Consider the following 14,907-nt stretch of genomic DNA (forward strand, 5'->3'; position numbering starts at 1 on the left):
GTCGTTCACAATGGTAGGCTCAACTGCATCGGTTACACCATCTCGATAAAAACTACCCAATAACTCCTTCTTTTTCGTATCGATGCTCAGTACCGGATTGCCTGCATTCAGATACTTTTCCTTCAGCGGAAGTTATTTTTAGACTATTCCTAAAGGTATCTGTAACTGTTATAAATCTGGAGCAGTCGATGTGATACCAGAACAAACTGGAGATCCTTATGCATACGTAGTTGATCCCTATTATGACCGGAACAGTTTTGGTTTTTTTTATAGTAGTGATCACCTCAATTCTTTTTACACGCCGGCTTATGTTGTGATTCCCACCCCATTAGTCGAGATTCTTTGATCGATGTGAAAGCATAACCCTTTCTTGTTGAGAAATTATGCTTTCACCGAATTTTGATTCAGACATGACTCGGGCTATCAATACGCTCCATGATGACTGAAAGAACCTTGGTTCGAGTCAACAGTCCAACCACTTTTCCAGCATCCACTACGGGCAGTACACGACGTTTGTTATCTAACATGACTTTGGCGGCGCTGATCAGATCGGTATCTGGTTTAACTGTACAGACTTCGGTACTCATTCGATGGCTGACCAATTCACCAATCTGTTCGAAATAGCCACCTAACAGCGTTCCTTTCATACCGTCGGCTTCCGAAAGAATGCCCAGTAAATCACCTTCGTCATTAACGACAGGCGCTGCAGAGAGTTCCTTTTTGAGCAGTTGTCTGAGTGCAACGATAACCCCGATGTTGGCACTGATAGTCAGGGGTTGGCGGTCCATTAGGTCGTTAACCTGAAGTGAATTCATGTGAACCTTCCTTAAATAGTATCTCTGCTCTAATTGGGTGCAAGATTTCCGGGTTGCACCGTTTTTAAACGCCTTGGTGTTCTGAGTGTTCTGAAATTGGGCGTTCTGACAGGTACTGTGCACAAAGAGTGCCAGTTTGGTTCGAATGCAGGATCTGTTAGTCTGTCGTTTTATAGAAACTTCTCTTCGTATGTCGTTTTCATCCGTTCTCAAGGAAAATAGAAAATCTGTTATTGGTGCAGGCGTACTGAGCTGTGCCCCTCTGCTATTCAGCTCCTGGGCGACTTCCTTATTAATCCAGTATCAGGCTGAGCTATCGGCTTTAAGTGTTGGACAGTGGTTACCTTTCTTTGTCTTGAGTGCATTGACCATGTCTCTGGCTCTTACGCCCAGTACTTTTATTGCGCTGGTGGCGGGGTTCTTTCTGGGCTGGAAGGCTATTCCTTATATGTTGCCTGCCTATTTGCTGGCTTCAGCATTGGGTTATCTGGTGGGATCGATTCTGGATGGCGGACACTTGATGCACTCCATCCAAAACAATCCTCGAGTCAAAAAAGCACTGGAGATGCTGAATGCCAGTGGTTGGAGTTTGATGTTTCTGGTCAGGCTCTCACCCGTTCTGCCTTTCGCATTAATGAACCTGTTAATGTCTGCGCTGAAAGTCCGGTTTTCTGTTTTTTTGTTGGGGGGCTTCTTTGGCATGTTACCCCGGACTCTGTTCTCCATCTGGCTGGGAATCAAAGCTCAGGACATTGTTTCCCTGATGAATGGTGATGTGTCAGCGTCTCAGTCAAGCGGGTTGGTGATACTGCTGATCGTCGTTTCTGTTGGGGGGCTGTTCTATCTGTTGAATCGGGCTTTGAAGCAGGCACTGACTGTCTAACTGGACAGTTATCAAACAAGCTTACTCAACAACTGCTATGTTTTTCTGTCTGAATTGAACAGATTGAGGCAAGCATGTTCAGGGTTGTTGGGTGGTCATTGTCTGCGAGTGTGTATCTGAGTTTACTGTGTCTCAGTGGTTGGGCGCTGGGTAATGCTGAGACGGAAGCAGTCTGTCATGCTTCTGGAAAAAAAGTCTGTGTTTCCGTCGAACAGACTCCCTATGAAAAATGGCTATGGCTTTCCACAGACTGCAATTCTGGTTGTGACTTTTATCACGATTCCTTTGTGAATCAGTTTTTTCCTCTTGAGCATCTGTCAGATTTTAATGGCTTTGGTATCAATCTTCGGAACCAATCCGAAGGCAGAATGGTCTTGAGCCATTACCAGCTTGGAAAGCAAAGTAAAAAGCAGGCATTGGCTGTTGAAGTGGAAGTCACCCAGAGTGATCGTTTTGACAACCTGGATGGCAAGTTATTTAACCAGGCCTTATTGGAAGATCTATCCCGGTTCCAGCCTGTAACACCGGAATTATTGAAGCGTCATTATGCCAGCTATTCGGATTGGGCCTGGTGGTGGCTGGGGCATGCAGTTACTTTCTGTGCCGGTGTGGCTGGTTTCTTCCTGTTTATTATGTCAGGCTGCTGCAGTTAGAGGCCGATCTTAAGGTTTTATGAGCCTGAACAGTTACTTTTTTGTAAGGGCAGCTCAGGCTTGATCCGGGACTAATTGACCATGTTGGGTCGTGTAGCAACGACAGCTTTCATTTCAAGAGGCTTGTTGTTTCGCAGTATCTGCAAAGTGACCTCACTGTCAGGCGGTTCCTGAGCGACCATATTCATAACTTTTTTACCATCACTGGTGCTGATGTTATTGATGGCTGTCAGTATATCTCCTCGCCTCAGACCTGCATTATCAGCAGGGCCATTGTCGTAGACTCCCGAAATCAGAATGCCGACATTGCTCTCCACTCCATAAGCCTCCGCCAGTTGGCTGGTAAGTGGTTGTGATTCTATCCCCAGCCAGCCCCGGACAACACGGCCATATTTGATGATGGACTGTGTAACAAATCGAGCCATGCTGGATGGAATGGCAAAGCCAACGCCTTCATTACCTCCGCCCCGGGAAAACAGCAGGGTATTGATGCCCAATAACTCACCTCGGGCACTGATCAATGCTCCCCCTGAATTACCCACGTTGATGGCTGCATCGGTCTGAATAAAGTCTTCGTAGGTATTGAGACTCAGGTCATTCCTGCCGGTGGCGCTGATAATACCCATGGTGACCGTCTGGCCCAGTCCAAACGGATTGCCGATAGCCAGAACAACATCGCCTACTTCGGTTTGGCCGGAATCCACCAGATCCAGACTGGGAAGGTCTTTCAGGTCGATCTTTAATACCGCCAGATCCGTTTCCGGATCCCTGCCGACAATGGAGGCTGATTCTTCCCGGCCATCTTTCAGAACAGCAACGATTCGGTCAGCACCGTCAATGACGTGGTTGTTGGTCAATAGATAACCGTCAGGGCTGATAATCACACCGGAGCCGAGACTGGTTTCCACCTTGGCTCTGCCAAGATTGTTTTCTGTGAAGGGGCTTTTGGGCATTCTGGAGCGGCTGGACTCATTCACCAGCGTGGCAGTAGCAATGTTAACCACTGCAGGGGCCGCTATCTTGACTGCTGAGCTGTAGGAGACTTCCCCAATTCCCAGCAGCTGTTCACCTCTGTTGACTACATTATTGAAGTCCAGTTGGGGTAAGCCCAGCCAGTTTGGTACCAGCAAAATCACCAAAAAGGCCACAATCAAGCCAGAGAGTGCGGGGTAGAGGAACTGATTGAGGAATTTTTTCATGATTTGCTTGTCGATGCTTGTCGATGATTGTGGGCAGAGATTTTGTTATCGCTGGAAATAAAAACTCTTGAAACCCGAGAGCCAGCAGTATAATTCCTTAATATACCTGTATTTTGTGGCTGATAGATAGCCCCCGAACCTGCAGGAAGCTAGTCATGATTATGATAAGGCAGGCTCTCGGATTCGATAAACAGTGGAGTGGAAGATGAGCATCACCCTGAAACAGCTGGTGAAAATCCTGGAAGATGAGCTACAGCCCGGGCTGTTCAAAGATTATTGTCCCAATGGCCTCCAGGTGGAAGGGGCCGATAAGGTCCAACGACTGGTGACCGGTGTTACAGCCTGTCAGGCTCTCATTGATAAGGCCGTTGAACTCAAGGCAGACGCCATACTGGTTCACCATGGCTATTTCTGGAAGGGAGAAGATTCTGCCATTGTTGGTATGAAAAAACGGCGGATAGAAACTCTTCTCAAGCACAACATCAGTCTGATCAGCTATCACCTGCCTCTGGATGGTCACCAGGAGCTGGGTAACAATGCTCAGTTAGCCAATCTCCTTGGCTGGAAAACAGAAGGGGGCATGGAGCCGGGTAAGGCAAGATCTGTGGGCAGTTGGGGAACGCCTGAGAAGCCTTTGTCGCTGGAAGTCCTGGGTGATCAGATTGAAGAAAAGCTGGGACGTAAGCCTTTGCTGATACCAGGCGGTGACCACGAGATAAAAACTCTGGCCTGGTGTACTGGCGGTGCCCAGCGCATGATAGATCTGGCCCTGGATTTGAATGTAGATGCCTACGTTAGCGGTGAAATCTCTGAATCCACCGTTCACTTTGCCCGTGAAAATGGCATTCACTATATCAGTGCCGGACACCACGCTACCGAGCGTTATGGTGCCAAGGCATTAGGTGAATGGCTGGAAGAGAAATACGGTATTGAACATACTTTTGTTGATATTTATTCTCCAGTCTGACCCATCATACTGATGGGAGATGAAGGGGGGGGGAGAATATCCTGGCGAAGGTATTGTCAGACAATACCTCCAGAAATAAACGGATGAGTTGTATGTTTATTCCAAATGATCTTTTAGGCTTGCTCCATACCAAAGTGCATATGCCGTAGTCCACATTCTTTCATAAAGGAAAGGGGGCAGTGCCCGTTCAGCCAGTATTTTTCCCCAAGACAGGGGGGTTACTGCGATAGCTTTCAGTCCGCCCAAGCAAGTGGTTAAAATGGTCAAGGAACCTTTGAAAGGCTGGTGGTCGGTGAACCCGCCTGTTTGCATTATACGACCAGAAAAAGCGACAGCGATAACCCTACCCTGCTCATCCTTAAAACGTTGGCCTGAGGCTTGTTCGGACAGTATTGAAGGTTGGTCGTTTACTGTGGCACTGTGTTCATAAATGTATTGAATAGACAGATCTATATCTTCAGAAGATGATATTTCGCCAAAATGCTCTGGATTAAACTCCAGGGTTCCAGATTTATCTTCCATGACCATGCATTGTAATTTTGTCATCCAGGGGTAAGTCAGGGCTATCCATTCTTTAAACTCTCTGAGTCTGACAGGTTCCTGGGCTTGAACGTAATGCGCAAATAACTCTGTACGTTCAGTTTCTGTGCCTGATGGATGTTTGAAAGTACAGGAAAAACTTTTTGACAGAAGGGTCGGCATATCCTCAACTACAGGGTCATAATTTCCTTCGCCCATAACAGAGTAGCTGGTGAGTAGGCCCAGACTGGCCAGGGTAAAGGCTATTAAAGATTTTTTGGAAAGGTAACCAGAGAAGGGAACAAAGTACAAACTCATCATTTTGCCATGTTCTCATATTGAAGTGTAAGGAAGGTTGAAGTCATAGAAAGTGTAGTTTGGAATCCACAAAGAGGATAATGCGCGATTGCTTCAATCACGAGGAAGGCTCTTTTCCCTAGTATGACAGCATTGTGTCGAAAAATTCAGGCAATAAGCATGAAGTATGTAGACAAAATGTGTCATCCGAAGAAATAGCCGAGCGAGAGGCTCGATCATTTATGGCGTTTCTGGGTTAATATAATGTTATGAATTATTGATATAGTTTTCTTATTTTATATTCCATTAGTGCTGCTAGTATTCGAACTAAGAACAATTCTAAGCCAGCTTCGGGTCTAACATTCATGTCTGACACAGTCACTCAGGAGAGCACGAAAGAACGTGCTAACGAGCTTTCTGGAGAGCGCCTCAACCATTTGAAGCAGCTCGAAGCAGAAAGCATCCAGATTATTCGGGAAGTTGCAGCCGAGTTTGATAACCCGGTTATGCTCTATTCCATTGGTAAAGATTCAGCGGTCATGCTGCATCTGGCCATGAAAGCCTTTTATCCAGGCAAACCGCCCTTTCCGCTCATGCATGTGGACACCACCTGGAAATTCCGGGAAATGATCCAGTTTCGCGACCAGCTGGTTGACGAACTGGGTCTTGAATTGATTGTCCATATCAATCAGGAAGGTGTTGAGCAGGGGGTTGGCCCATTTTCCCATGGTAGCGCCAAGCACACCGATATTATGAAAACCCAGGGCTTGAAACAGGCGCTGAACAAGCACGGTTTTGATGCGGCATTCGGCGGAGCCCGTCGTGATGAAGAAAAATCCCGGGCCAAGGAACGTGTTTATTCCTTCAGGGACAAACATCATCGCTGGGATCCCAAGAATCAGCGTCCAGAACTTTGGAATATCTACAACAGTGAAGTGGAAAAAGGTGAAAGCATTCGAGTCTTTCCCCTGTCCAACTGGACCGAGCTGGATATCTGGCAGTACATCTATCAGGAAAATATCCCCATAGTGCCTTTGTATCTTTCCAAAGAGCGCCCAGTGGTTGAGCGCGACGGAAATCTGATCATGGTTGATGATGAGCGTATGCCTCTGCAGCCAGGTGAAGAGCCGATGATGAAGAAAGTTCGTTTTCGGACCCTGGGCTGCTATCCACTGACCGGAGCAGTAGAGTCAGAAGCCGACACACTGCCTGATGTCATTCAGGAAATGCTGCTCACCAAAACATCTGAACGACAGGGTCGGGTTATTGACCACGACAGTTCCGGTTCCATGGAGAAGAAAAAGCAGGAGGGGTATTTCTGATGAGTCATCAATCCGATCTGATCGAGTCCGATATTCAGGAGTACCTGCGTCGCCACGAGCAGAAAGAGATTCTGCGCTTTCTGACCTGTGGCAGTGTTGACGACGGTAAAAGCACCCTGATTGGCCGGCTTTTACATGACACCAGTATGATTTATGAGGATCAGCTGGCTTCTGTTGAAAACGACAGTAAGCGTGTGGGAACCCAGGGTGAAAAAGTCGACCTGGCGTTGCTGGTGGATGGTTTGCAGGCTGAGCGAGAGCAGGGCATTACCATTGATGTCGCTTATCGCTATTTCTCCACAGAAAACAGAAAGTACATCATTGCCGATACACCAGGGCATGAACAATACACCCGGAACATGGCGACCGGTGCGTCGACCTGTGATCTGGCTATTATTCTGGTGGATGCCCGTCAAGGTGTGCTGACGCAGACTCGCCGTCATACTTATATTGCCAGTCTGCTGGGAATCAAGCATCTGGTGGTTGCTATCAACAAGATGGATCTGGTGGGTTTCAGCCAGGAACGTTTTGAAGAGATTCGTAATCAATATCTGGATTTTTCAGAATCCCTGGATCTGGGTGATGTTCGTTTTGTGCCTGTGTCTGCTCTGGATGGCGATAACGTGGTGCATCGCAGTGAGCAGGCCGAGTGGTATACCGGTCAGACTCTCATGGAAGTGATGGAAAGTGTTGAGGTGGCTAATGACCGTAATCTTGATAACTTCCGTCTGCCGGTACAGTATGTCAGCCGACCGGATCTGGATTTCCGGGGATATGCCGGAACTATTGCCTCCGGTGTTGTGAAGCCAGGCGACAGAGTTAAAGTATTACCTTCCGGATTGGAAAGCTCTATTGAAAGAGTAGTGACCTATGATGGCGATCTGGAAAAAGGTTTTGCTGGTCAGGCCGTCACGTTGACACTGGAAGATGAGATCGATATCAGTCGTGGCGACATGCTGGTGCATGCCAAAGATGACATTTCCGTCTCGTCTCATTTGAATGCCAGCGTTGTCTGGATGGCTGAACAATCGATGAAGCCCGGACGCCAGTATCTGATCAAGTTCGCGACAACAAAAGTAGCCGGCAGCTTCTCGGGTATTAACCACAGAGTCGATATCAATACGCTTGAGCGACAAGAGGCTGAGGAACTGGCGCTGAATGAGATTGCGTCCTGCCAGTTGGTTCTGACTCAGCCTGTTGTCTTTGATCGTTATAAAGATAACCGTCAAACCGGCGCCTTTATCGTTATTGATCGTCTCAGCAACGCAACAGTTGCAGCGGGCATGGTTGAATCTGCAGCCAATGAAGGTGATACCGCAGATAAGGTTCGTGTCAGTGACAGGGCAAATCGCCTTGGACAGCAGTCGGCTCTGGTTCTGGTCGATGGATCTGAAAGTTACCTTCAGAAAGTTGAACGTCACTTGTTTGATAGTGGTCTGCTGCCGGTGGTGGTTGACCAAAAAGAACAATACTGGGTTCAGAAAGCGGAAGCCTTGCTACAGGCCGGACTGGTGGTTCTGGTTGCAAAGACCGAGCTGAAAGATCTGGGTGTGGACGTGGTTCATAGTATTAACGAGTCTGACAGCCTGTCGACTCTGGTCAATTCTCTGTCTCTTTAACAGAGATGGGCTATCGCAGAGCTCCAGTTGCGATAGCCCTTTGACCCCGCTCATATAAAACACCGTTCGCCTATACCCATTGGATTTCAAATTGCTACTAGGCGTCAAGTTCGTGAAGTTCCAGGAGCCTACAACGAGTAGGTGACTGGGGTGAACGAACGCTGACAACAACGTAGCAACTTGAAAGGCGATGGGTATATTCAAAGGCTTCGAGAAAACTAATCCTATTCATTTCTACCTCATCTATACTTTGCCGATCCGTGACTTCTCAGAGACGTCTGCATGTCTCCAGAACAGATCTCCAATTTTTTGTTGTTGTTTGCTGTTATTGATCCTATTGGCAGTATTCCGCTTTTTCTCTCGGTGACTCGCCACTTCTCTCAGGCTCAAAAGTCCATAATTGCTCTGAAAGCTGTTCTTTACAGTGGACTGATTCTGGGTTTATTTCTGCTGATTGGTCAGCAGGTGTTGAGCGCTATTGGTATACGACTGGGAGCATTTCAGATAGCCGGAGGACTGGTGCTTTTTCTGTTTGGTGTTCAGATGATTTTGAAACCCGAGCAGGAAGAGTTTGGGGGGAATTATGAATCCGGTCATGATGTAGCCGTATTCCCGCTGGCCATTCCATCCCTGGCCAATCCGGGCGCACTCACTGCCATTATTATTCTGACCGATCATCGACAGCACTCCTACTCAGAGCAACTCTTTACCGGAGTTCAGGTGTTGGTGATCCTGATCATCACCTGGATATTGTTTCGCCTGGCTCACTACATCTACAAGGTACTGGGAGTGAACGGAACTAATGTTCTTGTCAGGATCATTGGGCTGCTGATTACAGCCCTCTCCGTCGAAATCTGCATTGAAGGTTTGGCGACTCTTGGCTGGTTGCCTTTACCTCCTGAGTAACCGAGTTTTAGTATGCAGACTATGTCGTTAGATTCTGAAGATACTCTGCAGCAGCCTTTTCATCGGCAAACCAGGGGAACAGATCTGCAGGGTCATCAAATGCATTGGCTATCCTGTTAGCCAATTCTGGAATCTGACCAGCAGCACCTAACAGGCCCAACACAAACTCTGGAGGTGGCATCAACATCATGTTGCTCCACTGGGTGGCCCATTGAACCTGTTGCCAGGATGCTTCAAAGGTAGCTTCCATCCACTGCTGATCAAAGGGTTGATCAGAGCGTTTCAGAATGCTGTCCAGATAAACCTCAGCGGCTTTGGTGGCGTTATTAGAGCCCTGTCCAGTAATGGGATCATTCAGGCAGGCAGCATCTGCCATAGCCAGCAGTTGTTGACCTGAATCCAGCTGGATGACGGGGTGATACACCGCAGGTGTAATTTGCCCTTGCAGTGAGGACTTGCCTTTGAGCAGGCTGGCGGAGATAAGGCGCTGATGTTCCCAGGGAAGGTATTCCTTCAGAAACTCTCTGGCTTCAAGTAATCGGTCTTCTTCTGAATCTATGGCAGAAAAGCAATCCATGGGGCTCTCAGGAATGGCTTCAAACAACATGGCTTCAGCAGGCCCATGTTCTGTCAGCACGGGCATCACAAAGTACTCCCCAACCCCAGGAATGACATTAAAGAAAACCTGCTCCATCTTTGTCCCCTGACCGGGGTGTTGGATATAAAGTAAGGAAAGCACTCTTTGTGGAGCATTAAATGGTGAGCGCTGCAGGTTTTTACTTCTGATCTGATCGTTTAATCCTTTACCCGTAGCCAGAACCACGAGATCTGCATTCTGGCTGAGTTCTTCAAGCTCATTACTGCGAATCTTCCTGATTTCCAGAGTACCACCCAGAGTTTCAAACTCTTTCATCCAAGCTGAAAACTTGATTCTCTGGTCGACAGACTGAGCATAGTGGTCGAGGTACCCTGTCCATTCTATGATCTTCTCACCTCTGCTCTCGGGTGCAGTGGCACAAAACTGGATCTTTCGGATTTGCGGGCAGTCTTTCTCCCAGTGGTTCAGTTCCAGCTTTCTTTCAGCTTCCAGAGCCGTGTGAAACAGGCACTGGGTCGACATTACAGTGCCCTGAACTACTTCTTCGGGTGTTCTGTCCGTCACCATTTTTACGGTGTAGCCTTGTTTAAGCAATCCCAGACCGAGCAGTAAGCCAGATTGCCCTGCGCCAACAATGGTTATTTTTCTCATCAGATTATTTTTCGGATTATGTTTTGGGGGGGACTTAGTTTAAGTTGAGCTTCAGCCTTGCGAATATAAGGTTTTACCAGATAAGGGGCCCGAAAAGTAAGGCGTAAGGCTTAGCGGAGGTCCAGTTTATTGGGCCGCAGAGGTCAGAGTTCTTGTGGGATGCGGGCGAAATACGTACAAATGCTGGTACAGAGTCGCGACTCCCTGATTCACTATTGCATTTCTTCTACAATGGGGTATTGGTACTTCGTTCAGCCTGAGATATGTTTGGGGGCTGAATTGGGACTGCTTCCCTCAGAGTCTGACCAAAATAGAGCATGAACTGCCTGTCCTGGTCGATCTCCTCATATCCTTTGTTTCTCTGGAGCCGAAATGAAAGCCGACTTTTACGCTGGACTGCGTGAGCAGCTGGAAGACCTTAAAAAAGAAGGTTTGTATAAGAGCGAGCGAGTTATTACCTCCCAGCAGCAGGCTGATATCACTGTTAACACCGGTGAAGAGGTTATTAACTTTTGTGCCAACAATTACCTTGGGTTGGCTAACTCCCCGGAGCTGATAGAAGCAGGCAAGCAGGCACTGGATCAATACGGCTACGGCATGGCTTCCGTTCGTTTTATCTGTGGCACCCAGAATGTACACAAAGTACTGGAAAAGCGAATTTCCGAGTTTCTGGGCATGAACGATACCATTCTGTACTCCTCCTGCTTTGACGCGAATGCCGGTTTGTTCGAAACCCTGCTGGGGCCAGAAGACGCGATCATCAGTGATTCTTTGAACCATGCCAGCATCATCGACGGGGTGCGTCTGTGTAAGGCCAAGCGTTTCCGCTATGCCAATAATGATATGGCGGACCTGGAAACCAAGCTGAAAGAAGCCTCTGAAGCCGGTGCCCGTTACAAGCTGATTGCTACTGACGGCGTATTCTCCATGGATGGCGTGATTGCCAACCTGGAAGGGGTCTGCGATCTGGCTGATAAGTACAACGCCATGGTGATGGTAGACGATTCCCATGCTGTGGGTTTTGTGGGTGAAAATGGTCGTGGTACCCATGAATACTGTGGTGTTATGGACCGAGTGGACATTATTACCGGTACCCTGGGCAAGGCGCTGGGTGGCGCTTCTGGTGGTTACACTTCCGCCCGCAGCCCTGAAGTCATCGACTGGCTGCGCAACCGTTCCCGTCCTTATCTGTTCTCCAACACCCTGAGCCCAACGATTGCCAGCGCTTCTGTTAAGGTTCTGGATATGCTGGAATCCGGTGGTGAGCTGCGTGAAAAGCTGCGTCACAACTCGGCATTCTTCCGCACTGAGATGGAAAAGCTGGGCTTTACCCTGGCAGGTAACGGCCATGCCATTATTCCTGTTATGCTGGGCGATGCTTCACTGGCCGCTGAGTTTTCGGAACGAATGCTGAAAGAAGGCATCTATGTAGTAGGCTTCTCTTTCCCTGTGGTACCCAGAGGGGCTGCCCGTATTCGCACCCAGATGTCGGCTGCTCACAATCAGGAGCATATGGAGCGCGTTATAGCTGCCTTTGCCAAAGTAGGTCGTGAGCTGGGCGTACTTTCTTGAAGAGCTGCCTGAAAGGCCGCTTGAGAAAGTCGCTTGAGAAAGTCGCCTGAGAAAGTCGCCTGAGAAAGTCGCCTGAGAGCGTCTGCCGAGCTAAGTGTATAGGAACATGACATGAAAACCCTGGCAAAACTGAAAGCAGAAAAAGGCATCTGGCTGGCCGATCGGCCCAAGCCGGAAGCTGGTTATAACGATGTTCTGATCAAGATTCGCAAAACAGCGATCTGCGGAACCGACATGCACATCTACAACTGGGATGAGTGGTCTCAAAAAACCATTCCCGTTGGTATGCATGTGGGTCACGAATTCATTGGTGAAATCGTGGAAATGGGGGACGGTGTTCGTGGCTTTGAAATTGGCCAGCGAGTCTCCGGCGAAGGGCATATTACCTGTGGTCACTGCCGCAATTGCCGTGCCGGTCGTCGACACCTGTGTAACTTCACCGTAGGTGTGGGTGTAAATCGCGACGGAGCCTTTGCAGAGTACCTTTGCATTCCTGCAACCAATGCGTTTCCGATTCCTGATGACATCAGTGATGATCTGGCTTCTATCTTCGATCCATTTGGCAACGCTGTGCACACAGCATTGTCATTTGACCTGGTGGGTGAAGACATTCTGATCACCGGTGCCGGTCCTATTGGAATTATGGCGGTGGCTATCTGCAAGCATGTCGGTGCCCGTAACGTTGTTATCACTGACGTAAACGAATACCGACTGGATCTGGCCCGTAAAATGGGCGCGACCCGTGCCATTAACGTAGCCACTGAAGATCTGAAAGTGGTGATGGAAGAACTGGGCATGGTTGAAGGCTTTGACGTAGGCCTGGAAATGTCCGGTAACGGTCGTGCATTCCAACAGATGCTGGAATGCATGAACTACGGTGGCAAGGTATCTCTGCTGGGTATTCCTTCCAGCGATACGACGATTGACTGGAATCAGGTGATCTTCAAGGGATTGGTGATCAAGGGTATCTATGGACGTGAGATGTATGAAACCTGGTATAAGATGACCAGCATGCTGCAATCCGGTCTGGATATTTCCCCGGTCATTACACACCGGATGTCGGTAGATGAGTTTCAGGAAGGTTTTGAAATCATGGGGTCCGGCCAGTCCGGTAAAGTGATTCTCGACTGGAACTAATCTCTCTTCCACCCACGATATAGCGGTTCTCTGCTTTATCGTGGGCACGCCAATTCAATAGTCGAGTTTGCTGACTGCGACTATATTTAACCAGCAAAGTCGTTAATCTGTAAAAAACACTCAAGCAATTCCCAACTGATAGATGCTGTCCCACCTATAGATGCCAGGGAGTGAGGAATACCAATGCCTGCGAATTTAAAAGCTGTATTATTCGACATGGATGGAGTCATTGTGGATAACAATGATTACCACCGAAAAGCCTGGCAGTTATTTCTCAAGCGCCATGGAATGGATATCTCAGACGAAGAGTACAATCGACGTATATCAGGCAGAGTCAATTCAGAGCTGGTCGCCATGCTTTTTGGTACTCATCTGAATCAGGCAGAAGTGAAACGGTTGGGTGAAGAAAAAGAACAGATTTTCAGAGACCTCTATGAGCATCACCTCAGACCCATCAGTGGACTGCACGACTTCATCAAACTGCTAAGAAAAGCAGGTATTCGTCTTGCTGTGGGCACATCCGCACCCGTCTCAAATCTGGATTTTATTCTGGACGGACTGGGAGTGAGAGACAGCTTTGATGTGCTGGTGCATCAGGGAATGATTGAAAGAGGAAAGCCGGATCCGGAAATCTATCAAACGTGCATGGAGCAGCTGGGAGTTCAGCCCGGCGAAAGTCTTGTGTTTGAAGATTCACTGGCTGGAATACAGTCTGGACTGGCAGCCGGTGCAAGGGTCGTTGGTGTAACAACGACTCATTCTGCTGGAGAATTGAAAGGGACACTCTGCAATATTGAACACTATCGCGATGGGCAGCTGGAAAGTGTTTTCCCTGAAATACTGGTAGATGATCAGTAGTAACGAAGCCATCAGAATCATAGCGAACCCCTCTTCGAAACAGCTTTGAAAGTCTTTCATTACCAACGTGATGAAAGACATTTCCTGTTTAAAAACGCATTAAACGACTAAAAACAGCTATTGGTTCCTGATCTCCTGATAGAAGCATGGCAGAATGCCCGTCAAAATAACAAAAAAGCAGCAGGATGCTGTCAAAGGCAAAGGGAATACAGCAGGTTCAATGGTTGAAAATTGAACAGATCTCGTGGCGGTAGCGTGTCAGTTAATTGTGAAAGTGGTCCGTTAACAGTATCCATTTTATCAAATATTTTCCTTTACCAAGATATAGCTAGTAGTGTCTCAGACGAGGCAGGCCTGCTCTCGGCATAGCTAATTCACTCCAGTCAGTTACACTTGATCTCTCAGAAATTCAGCGGGTTGGAAATTTAGATGTTACAGCCAAGAGAAGTCGTTAAACAGTGGGTTGAAGCCTTCAACGAAGGAAACGCTGACAAAATAGCCAGCTTCTACTCTGAAAATGCAGTCAATCATCAGGTTGCCAATGAGCCTGTGAAGGGTAAGTCTGAAATTCATGCACTGTTCAAAAATGAATTTGCCACTGCCGAGATGGTCTGCATCGTTGAAAATATCTTCCAGGATGGTGAATGGGCCATTCTGGAGTGGAAAGATCCTATTGGATTAAGAGGTTGTGGTTTTTTTCACATTGTTGATGGGTTAATCGTATTCCAGAGAGGTTACTGGGATAAGCTGAGCTTTCTTAGAGCACATAATCTACCCATAGCTGAGGTAATTCCTAAAAAACTGCTGGACAGAGAAAGAGAATAATACCTTTCCCTTGCAGCGACTATCCTTTATCCCATGGTTTTCTCAACCCGCAACGAACAGCAGAGTGAACAGACTGCAAAGCTTCT

Annotated in this window: 15 protein-coding genes; 10 read left to right on the forward strand and 5 right to left on the reverse strand. The window is 47.9% G+C overall.

What is annotated here, in order from left to right:
* Together ACR2PX_RS20475 and ACR2PX_RS20480 are read right to left on the reverse strand one after the other, a co-directional pair.
* The coding region (locus ACR2PX_RS20475; RefSeq protein ID WP_434001227.1) for an ISAzo13-like element transposase-related protein at nt 1-126 on the reverse strand (126 nt) is incomplete at its 3' end.
* Nucleotides 127-404: 278 nt separating this feature from the next.
* A complete protein-coding gene (locus ACR2PX_RS20480) occupies nt 405-815 on the reverse strand; it encodes a CBS domain-containing protein (protein WP_434001213.1) in 411 nt (136 codons plus the stop codon).
* Between the two features lie 145 nt (nt 816-960).
* Here ACR2PX_RS20480 and ACR2PX_RS20485 point away from each other — a divergent pair, with 145 nt between their 5' ends.
* The gene (locus tag ACR2PX_RS20485; RefSeq protein WP_434001214.1) at nt 961-1,698 is read left to right on the forward strand and encodes a TVP38/TMEM64 family protein; all 738 of its coding nucleotides are present in this window, start codon (nt 961-963) and stop codon (nt 1,696-1,698) included.
* Nucleotides 1,699-1,772: 74 nt separating this feature from the next.
* Nucleotides 1,773-2,351 (forward strand): hypothetical protein, encoded by a 579-nt coding sequence (locus ACR2PX_RS20490; RefSeq protein WP_434001215.1) that lies wholly within the window; start codon nt 1,773-1,775, stop codon nt 2,349-2,351.
* Nucleotides 2,352-2,422: 71 nt separating this feature from the next.
* Here ACR2PX_RS20490 and ACR2PX_RS20495 read toward each other — a convergent pair whose 3' ends face one another.
* The gene (locus ACR2PX_RS20495) at nt 2,423-3,550 is read right to left on the reverse strand and encodes a S1C family serine protease (protein WP_434001216.1); all 1,128 of its coding nucleotides are present in this window, start codon (nt 3,548-3,550) and stop codon (nt 2,423-2,425) included.
* 205 nt (nt 3,551-3,755) lie between these two features.
* Here ACR2PX_RS20495 and ACR2PX_RS20500 point away from each other — a divergent pair, with 205 nt between their 5' ends.
* Nucleotides 3,756-4,517: a Nif3-like dinuclear metal center hexameric protein gene (locus tag ACR2PX_RS20500; RefSeq protein ID WP_434001217.1), complete on the forward strand. Its 762-nt coding sequence runs from the start codon at nt 3,756-3,758 to the stop codon at nt 4,515-4,517.
* A gap of 96 nt (nt 4,518-4,613) precedes the next feature.
* On the opposite strand, the gene ACR2PX_RS20505 is transcribed toward ACR2PX_RS20500, so the two are convergent.
* Complete coding sequence (locus ACR2PX_RS20505; protein WP_434001218.1) at nt 4,614-5,357, reverse strand: hypothetical protein; 744 nt, start codon at nt 5,355-5,357, stop codon at nt 4,614-4,616.
* 341 nt (nt 5,358-5,698) lie between these two features.
* Between ACR2PX_RS20505 and cysD the strand changes: the two genes are divergently transcribed.
* The 3 genes from cysD to ACR2PX_RS20520 all read left to right on the forward strand — a co-directional run bounded on the left by cysD (nt 5,699) and on the right by ACR2PX_RS20520 (nt 9,180).
* Nucleotides 5,699-6,655, forward strand: a complete 957-nt coding sequence (gene cysD, locus ACR2PX_RS20510; protein ID WP_434001219.1) for a sulfate adenylyltransferase subunit CysD — start codon at nt 5,699-5,701, stop codon at nt 6,653-6,655.
* Nucleotides 6,655-8,274, forward strand: coding sequence for a sulfate adenylyltransferase subunit CysN (gene cysN, locus ACR2PX_RS20515; protein ID WP_434001220.1), 1,620 nt, complete (start codon nt 6,655-6,657; stop codon nt 8,272-8,274). Before cysD ends, cysN begins: the two co-directional genes overlap by 1 nt.
* 282 nt (nt 8,275-8,556) lie before the next feature.
* Entirely contained in the window at nt 8,557-9,180 is a 624-nt protein-coding gene (locus tag ACR2PX_RS20520) for a MarC family protein (protein ID WP_434001221.1), read from the forward strand.
* Nucleotides 9,181-9,199: 19 nt separating this feature from the next.
* Here ACR2PX_RS20520 and ACR2PX_RS20525 read toward each other — a convergent pair whose 3' ends face one another.
* Nucleotides 9,200-10,429 (reverse strand): styrene monooxygenase/indole monooxygenase family protein, encoded by a 1,230-nt coding sequence (locus tag ACR2PX_RS20525; RefSeq protein ID WP_434001222.1) that lies wholly within the window; start codon nt 10,427-10,429, stop codon nt 9,200-9,202.
* A gap of 372 nt (nt 10,430-10,801) precedes the next feature.
* Here ACR2PX_RS20525 and ACR2PX_RS20530 point away from each other — a divergent pair, with 372 nt between their 5' ends.
* The 4 genes from ACR2PX_RS20530 (at nt 10,802) to ACR2PX_RS20545 (ending at nt 14,821) form a co-directional block, all read left to right on the forward strand.
* Nucleotides 10,802-12,001, forward strand: a complete 1,200-nt coding sequence (locus ACR2PX_RS20530; protein ID WP_434001223.1) for a glycine C-acetyltransferase — start codon at nt 10,802-10,804, stop codon at nt 11,999-12,001.
* A 111-nt stretch (nt 12,002-12,112) separates the two neighbouring features.
* The gene (gene tdh / locus ACR2PX_RS20535; protein ID WP_434001224.1) at nt 12,113-13,138 is read left to right on the forward strand and encodes an L-threonine 3-dehydrogenase; all 1,026 of its coding nucleotides are present in this window, start codon (nt 12,113-12,115) and stop codon (nt 13,136-13,138) included.
* Nucleotides 13,139-13,321: 183 nt separating this feature from the next.
* A complete protein-coding gene (locus ACR2PX_RS20540; RefSeq protein WP_434001225.1) occupies nt 13,322-13,996 on the forward strand; it encodes an HAD family hydrolase in 675 nt (224 codons plus the stop codon).
* Nucleotides 13,997-14,425: 429 nt separating this feature from the next.
* Entirely contained in the window at nt 14,426-14,821 is a 396-nt protein-coding gene (locus ACR2PX_RS20545; protein ID WP_434001226.1) for a nuclear transport factor 2 family protein, read from the forward strand.
* Nucleotides 14,822-14,907 lie beyond the last annotated feature (86 nt).

Origin of the sequence: Endozoicomonas sp., from assembly GCF_051008435.1 — a bacterium.
Classification (GTDB): Bacteria; Pseudomonadota; Gammaproteobacteria; order Pseudomonadales; family Endozoicomonadaceae; genus Endozoicomonas_A.

Excerpts from the sequence above, each read along its gene's own strand:
- ACR2PX_RS20480 (WP_434001213.1), bottom strand. The coding sequence starts at position 815 with ATGAATTCACTTCAGGTTAACGACCTAATGGACCGCCAACCCCTGACT.
- ACR2PX_RS20485 (WP_434001214.1), top strand. The coding sequence starts at position 961 with ATGCAGGATCTGTTAGTCTGTCGTTTTATAGAAACTTCTCTTCGTATG.
- ACR2PX_RS20490 (WP_434001215.1), top strand. The coding sequence starts at position 1,773 with ATGTTCAGGGTTGTTGGGTGGTCATTGTCTGCGAGTGTGTATCTGAGT.
- ACR2PX_RS20495 (WP_434001216.1), bottom strand. The coding sequence starts at position 3,550 with ATGAAAAAATTCCTCAATCAGTTCCTCTACCCCGCACTCTCTGGCTTG.
- ACR2PX_RS20500 (WP_434001217.1), top strand. The coding sequence starts at position 3,756 with ATGAGCATCACCCTGAAACAGCTGGTGAAAATCCTGGAAGATGAGCTA.
- ACR2PX_RS20505 (WP_434001218.1), bottom strand. The coding sequence starts at position 5,357 with ATGATGAGTTTGTACTTTGTTCCCTTCTCTGGTTACCTTTCCAAAAAA.
- cysD (WP_434001219.1), top strand. The coding sequence starts at position 5,699 with ATGTCTGACACAGTCACTCAGGAGAGCACGAAAGAACGTGCTAACGAG.
- cysN (WP_434001220.1), top strand. The coding sequence starts at position 6,655 with ATGAGTCATCAATCCGATCTGATCGAGTCCGATATTCAGGAGTACCTG.
- ACR2PX_RS20520 (WP_434001221.1), top strand. The coding sequence starts at position 8,557 with ATGTCTCCAGAACAGATCTCCAATTTTTTGTTGTTGTTTGCTGTTATT.
- ACR2PX_RS20525 (WP_434001222.1), bottom strand. The coding sequence starts at position 10,429 with ATGAGAAAAATAACCATTGTTGGCGCAGGGCAATCTGGCTTACTGCTC.
- ACR2PX_RS20530 (WP_434001223.1), top strand. The coding sequence starts at position 10,802 with ATGAAAGCCGACTTTTACGCTGGACTGCGTGAGCAGCTGGAAGACCTT.
- tdh (WP_434001224.1), top strand. The coding sequence starts at position 12,113 with ATGAAAACCCTGGCAAAACTGAAAGCAGAAAAAGGCATCTGGCTGGCC.
- ACR2PX_RS20540 (WP_434001225.1), top strand. The coding sequence starts at position 13,322 with ATGCCTGCGAATTTAAAAGCTGTATTATTCGACATGGATGGAGTCATT.
- ACR2PX_RS20545 (WP_434001226.1), top strand. The coding sequence starts at position 14,426 with ATGTTACAGCCAAGAGAAGTCGTTAAACAGTGGGTTGAAGCCTTCAAC.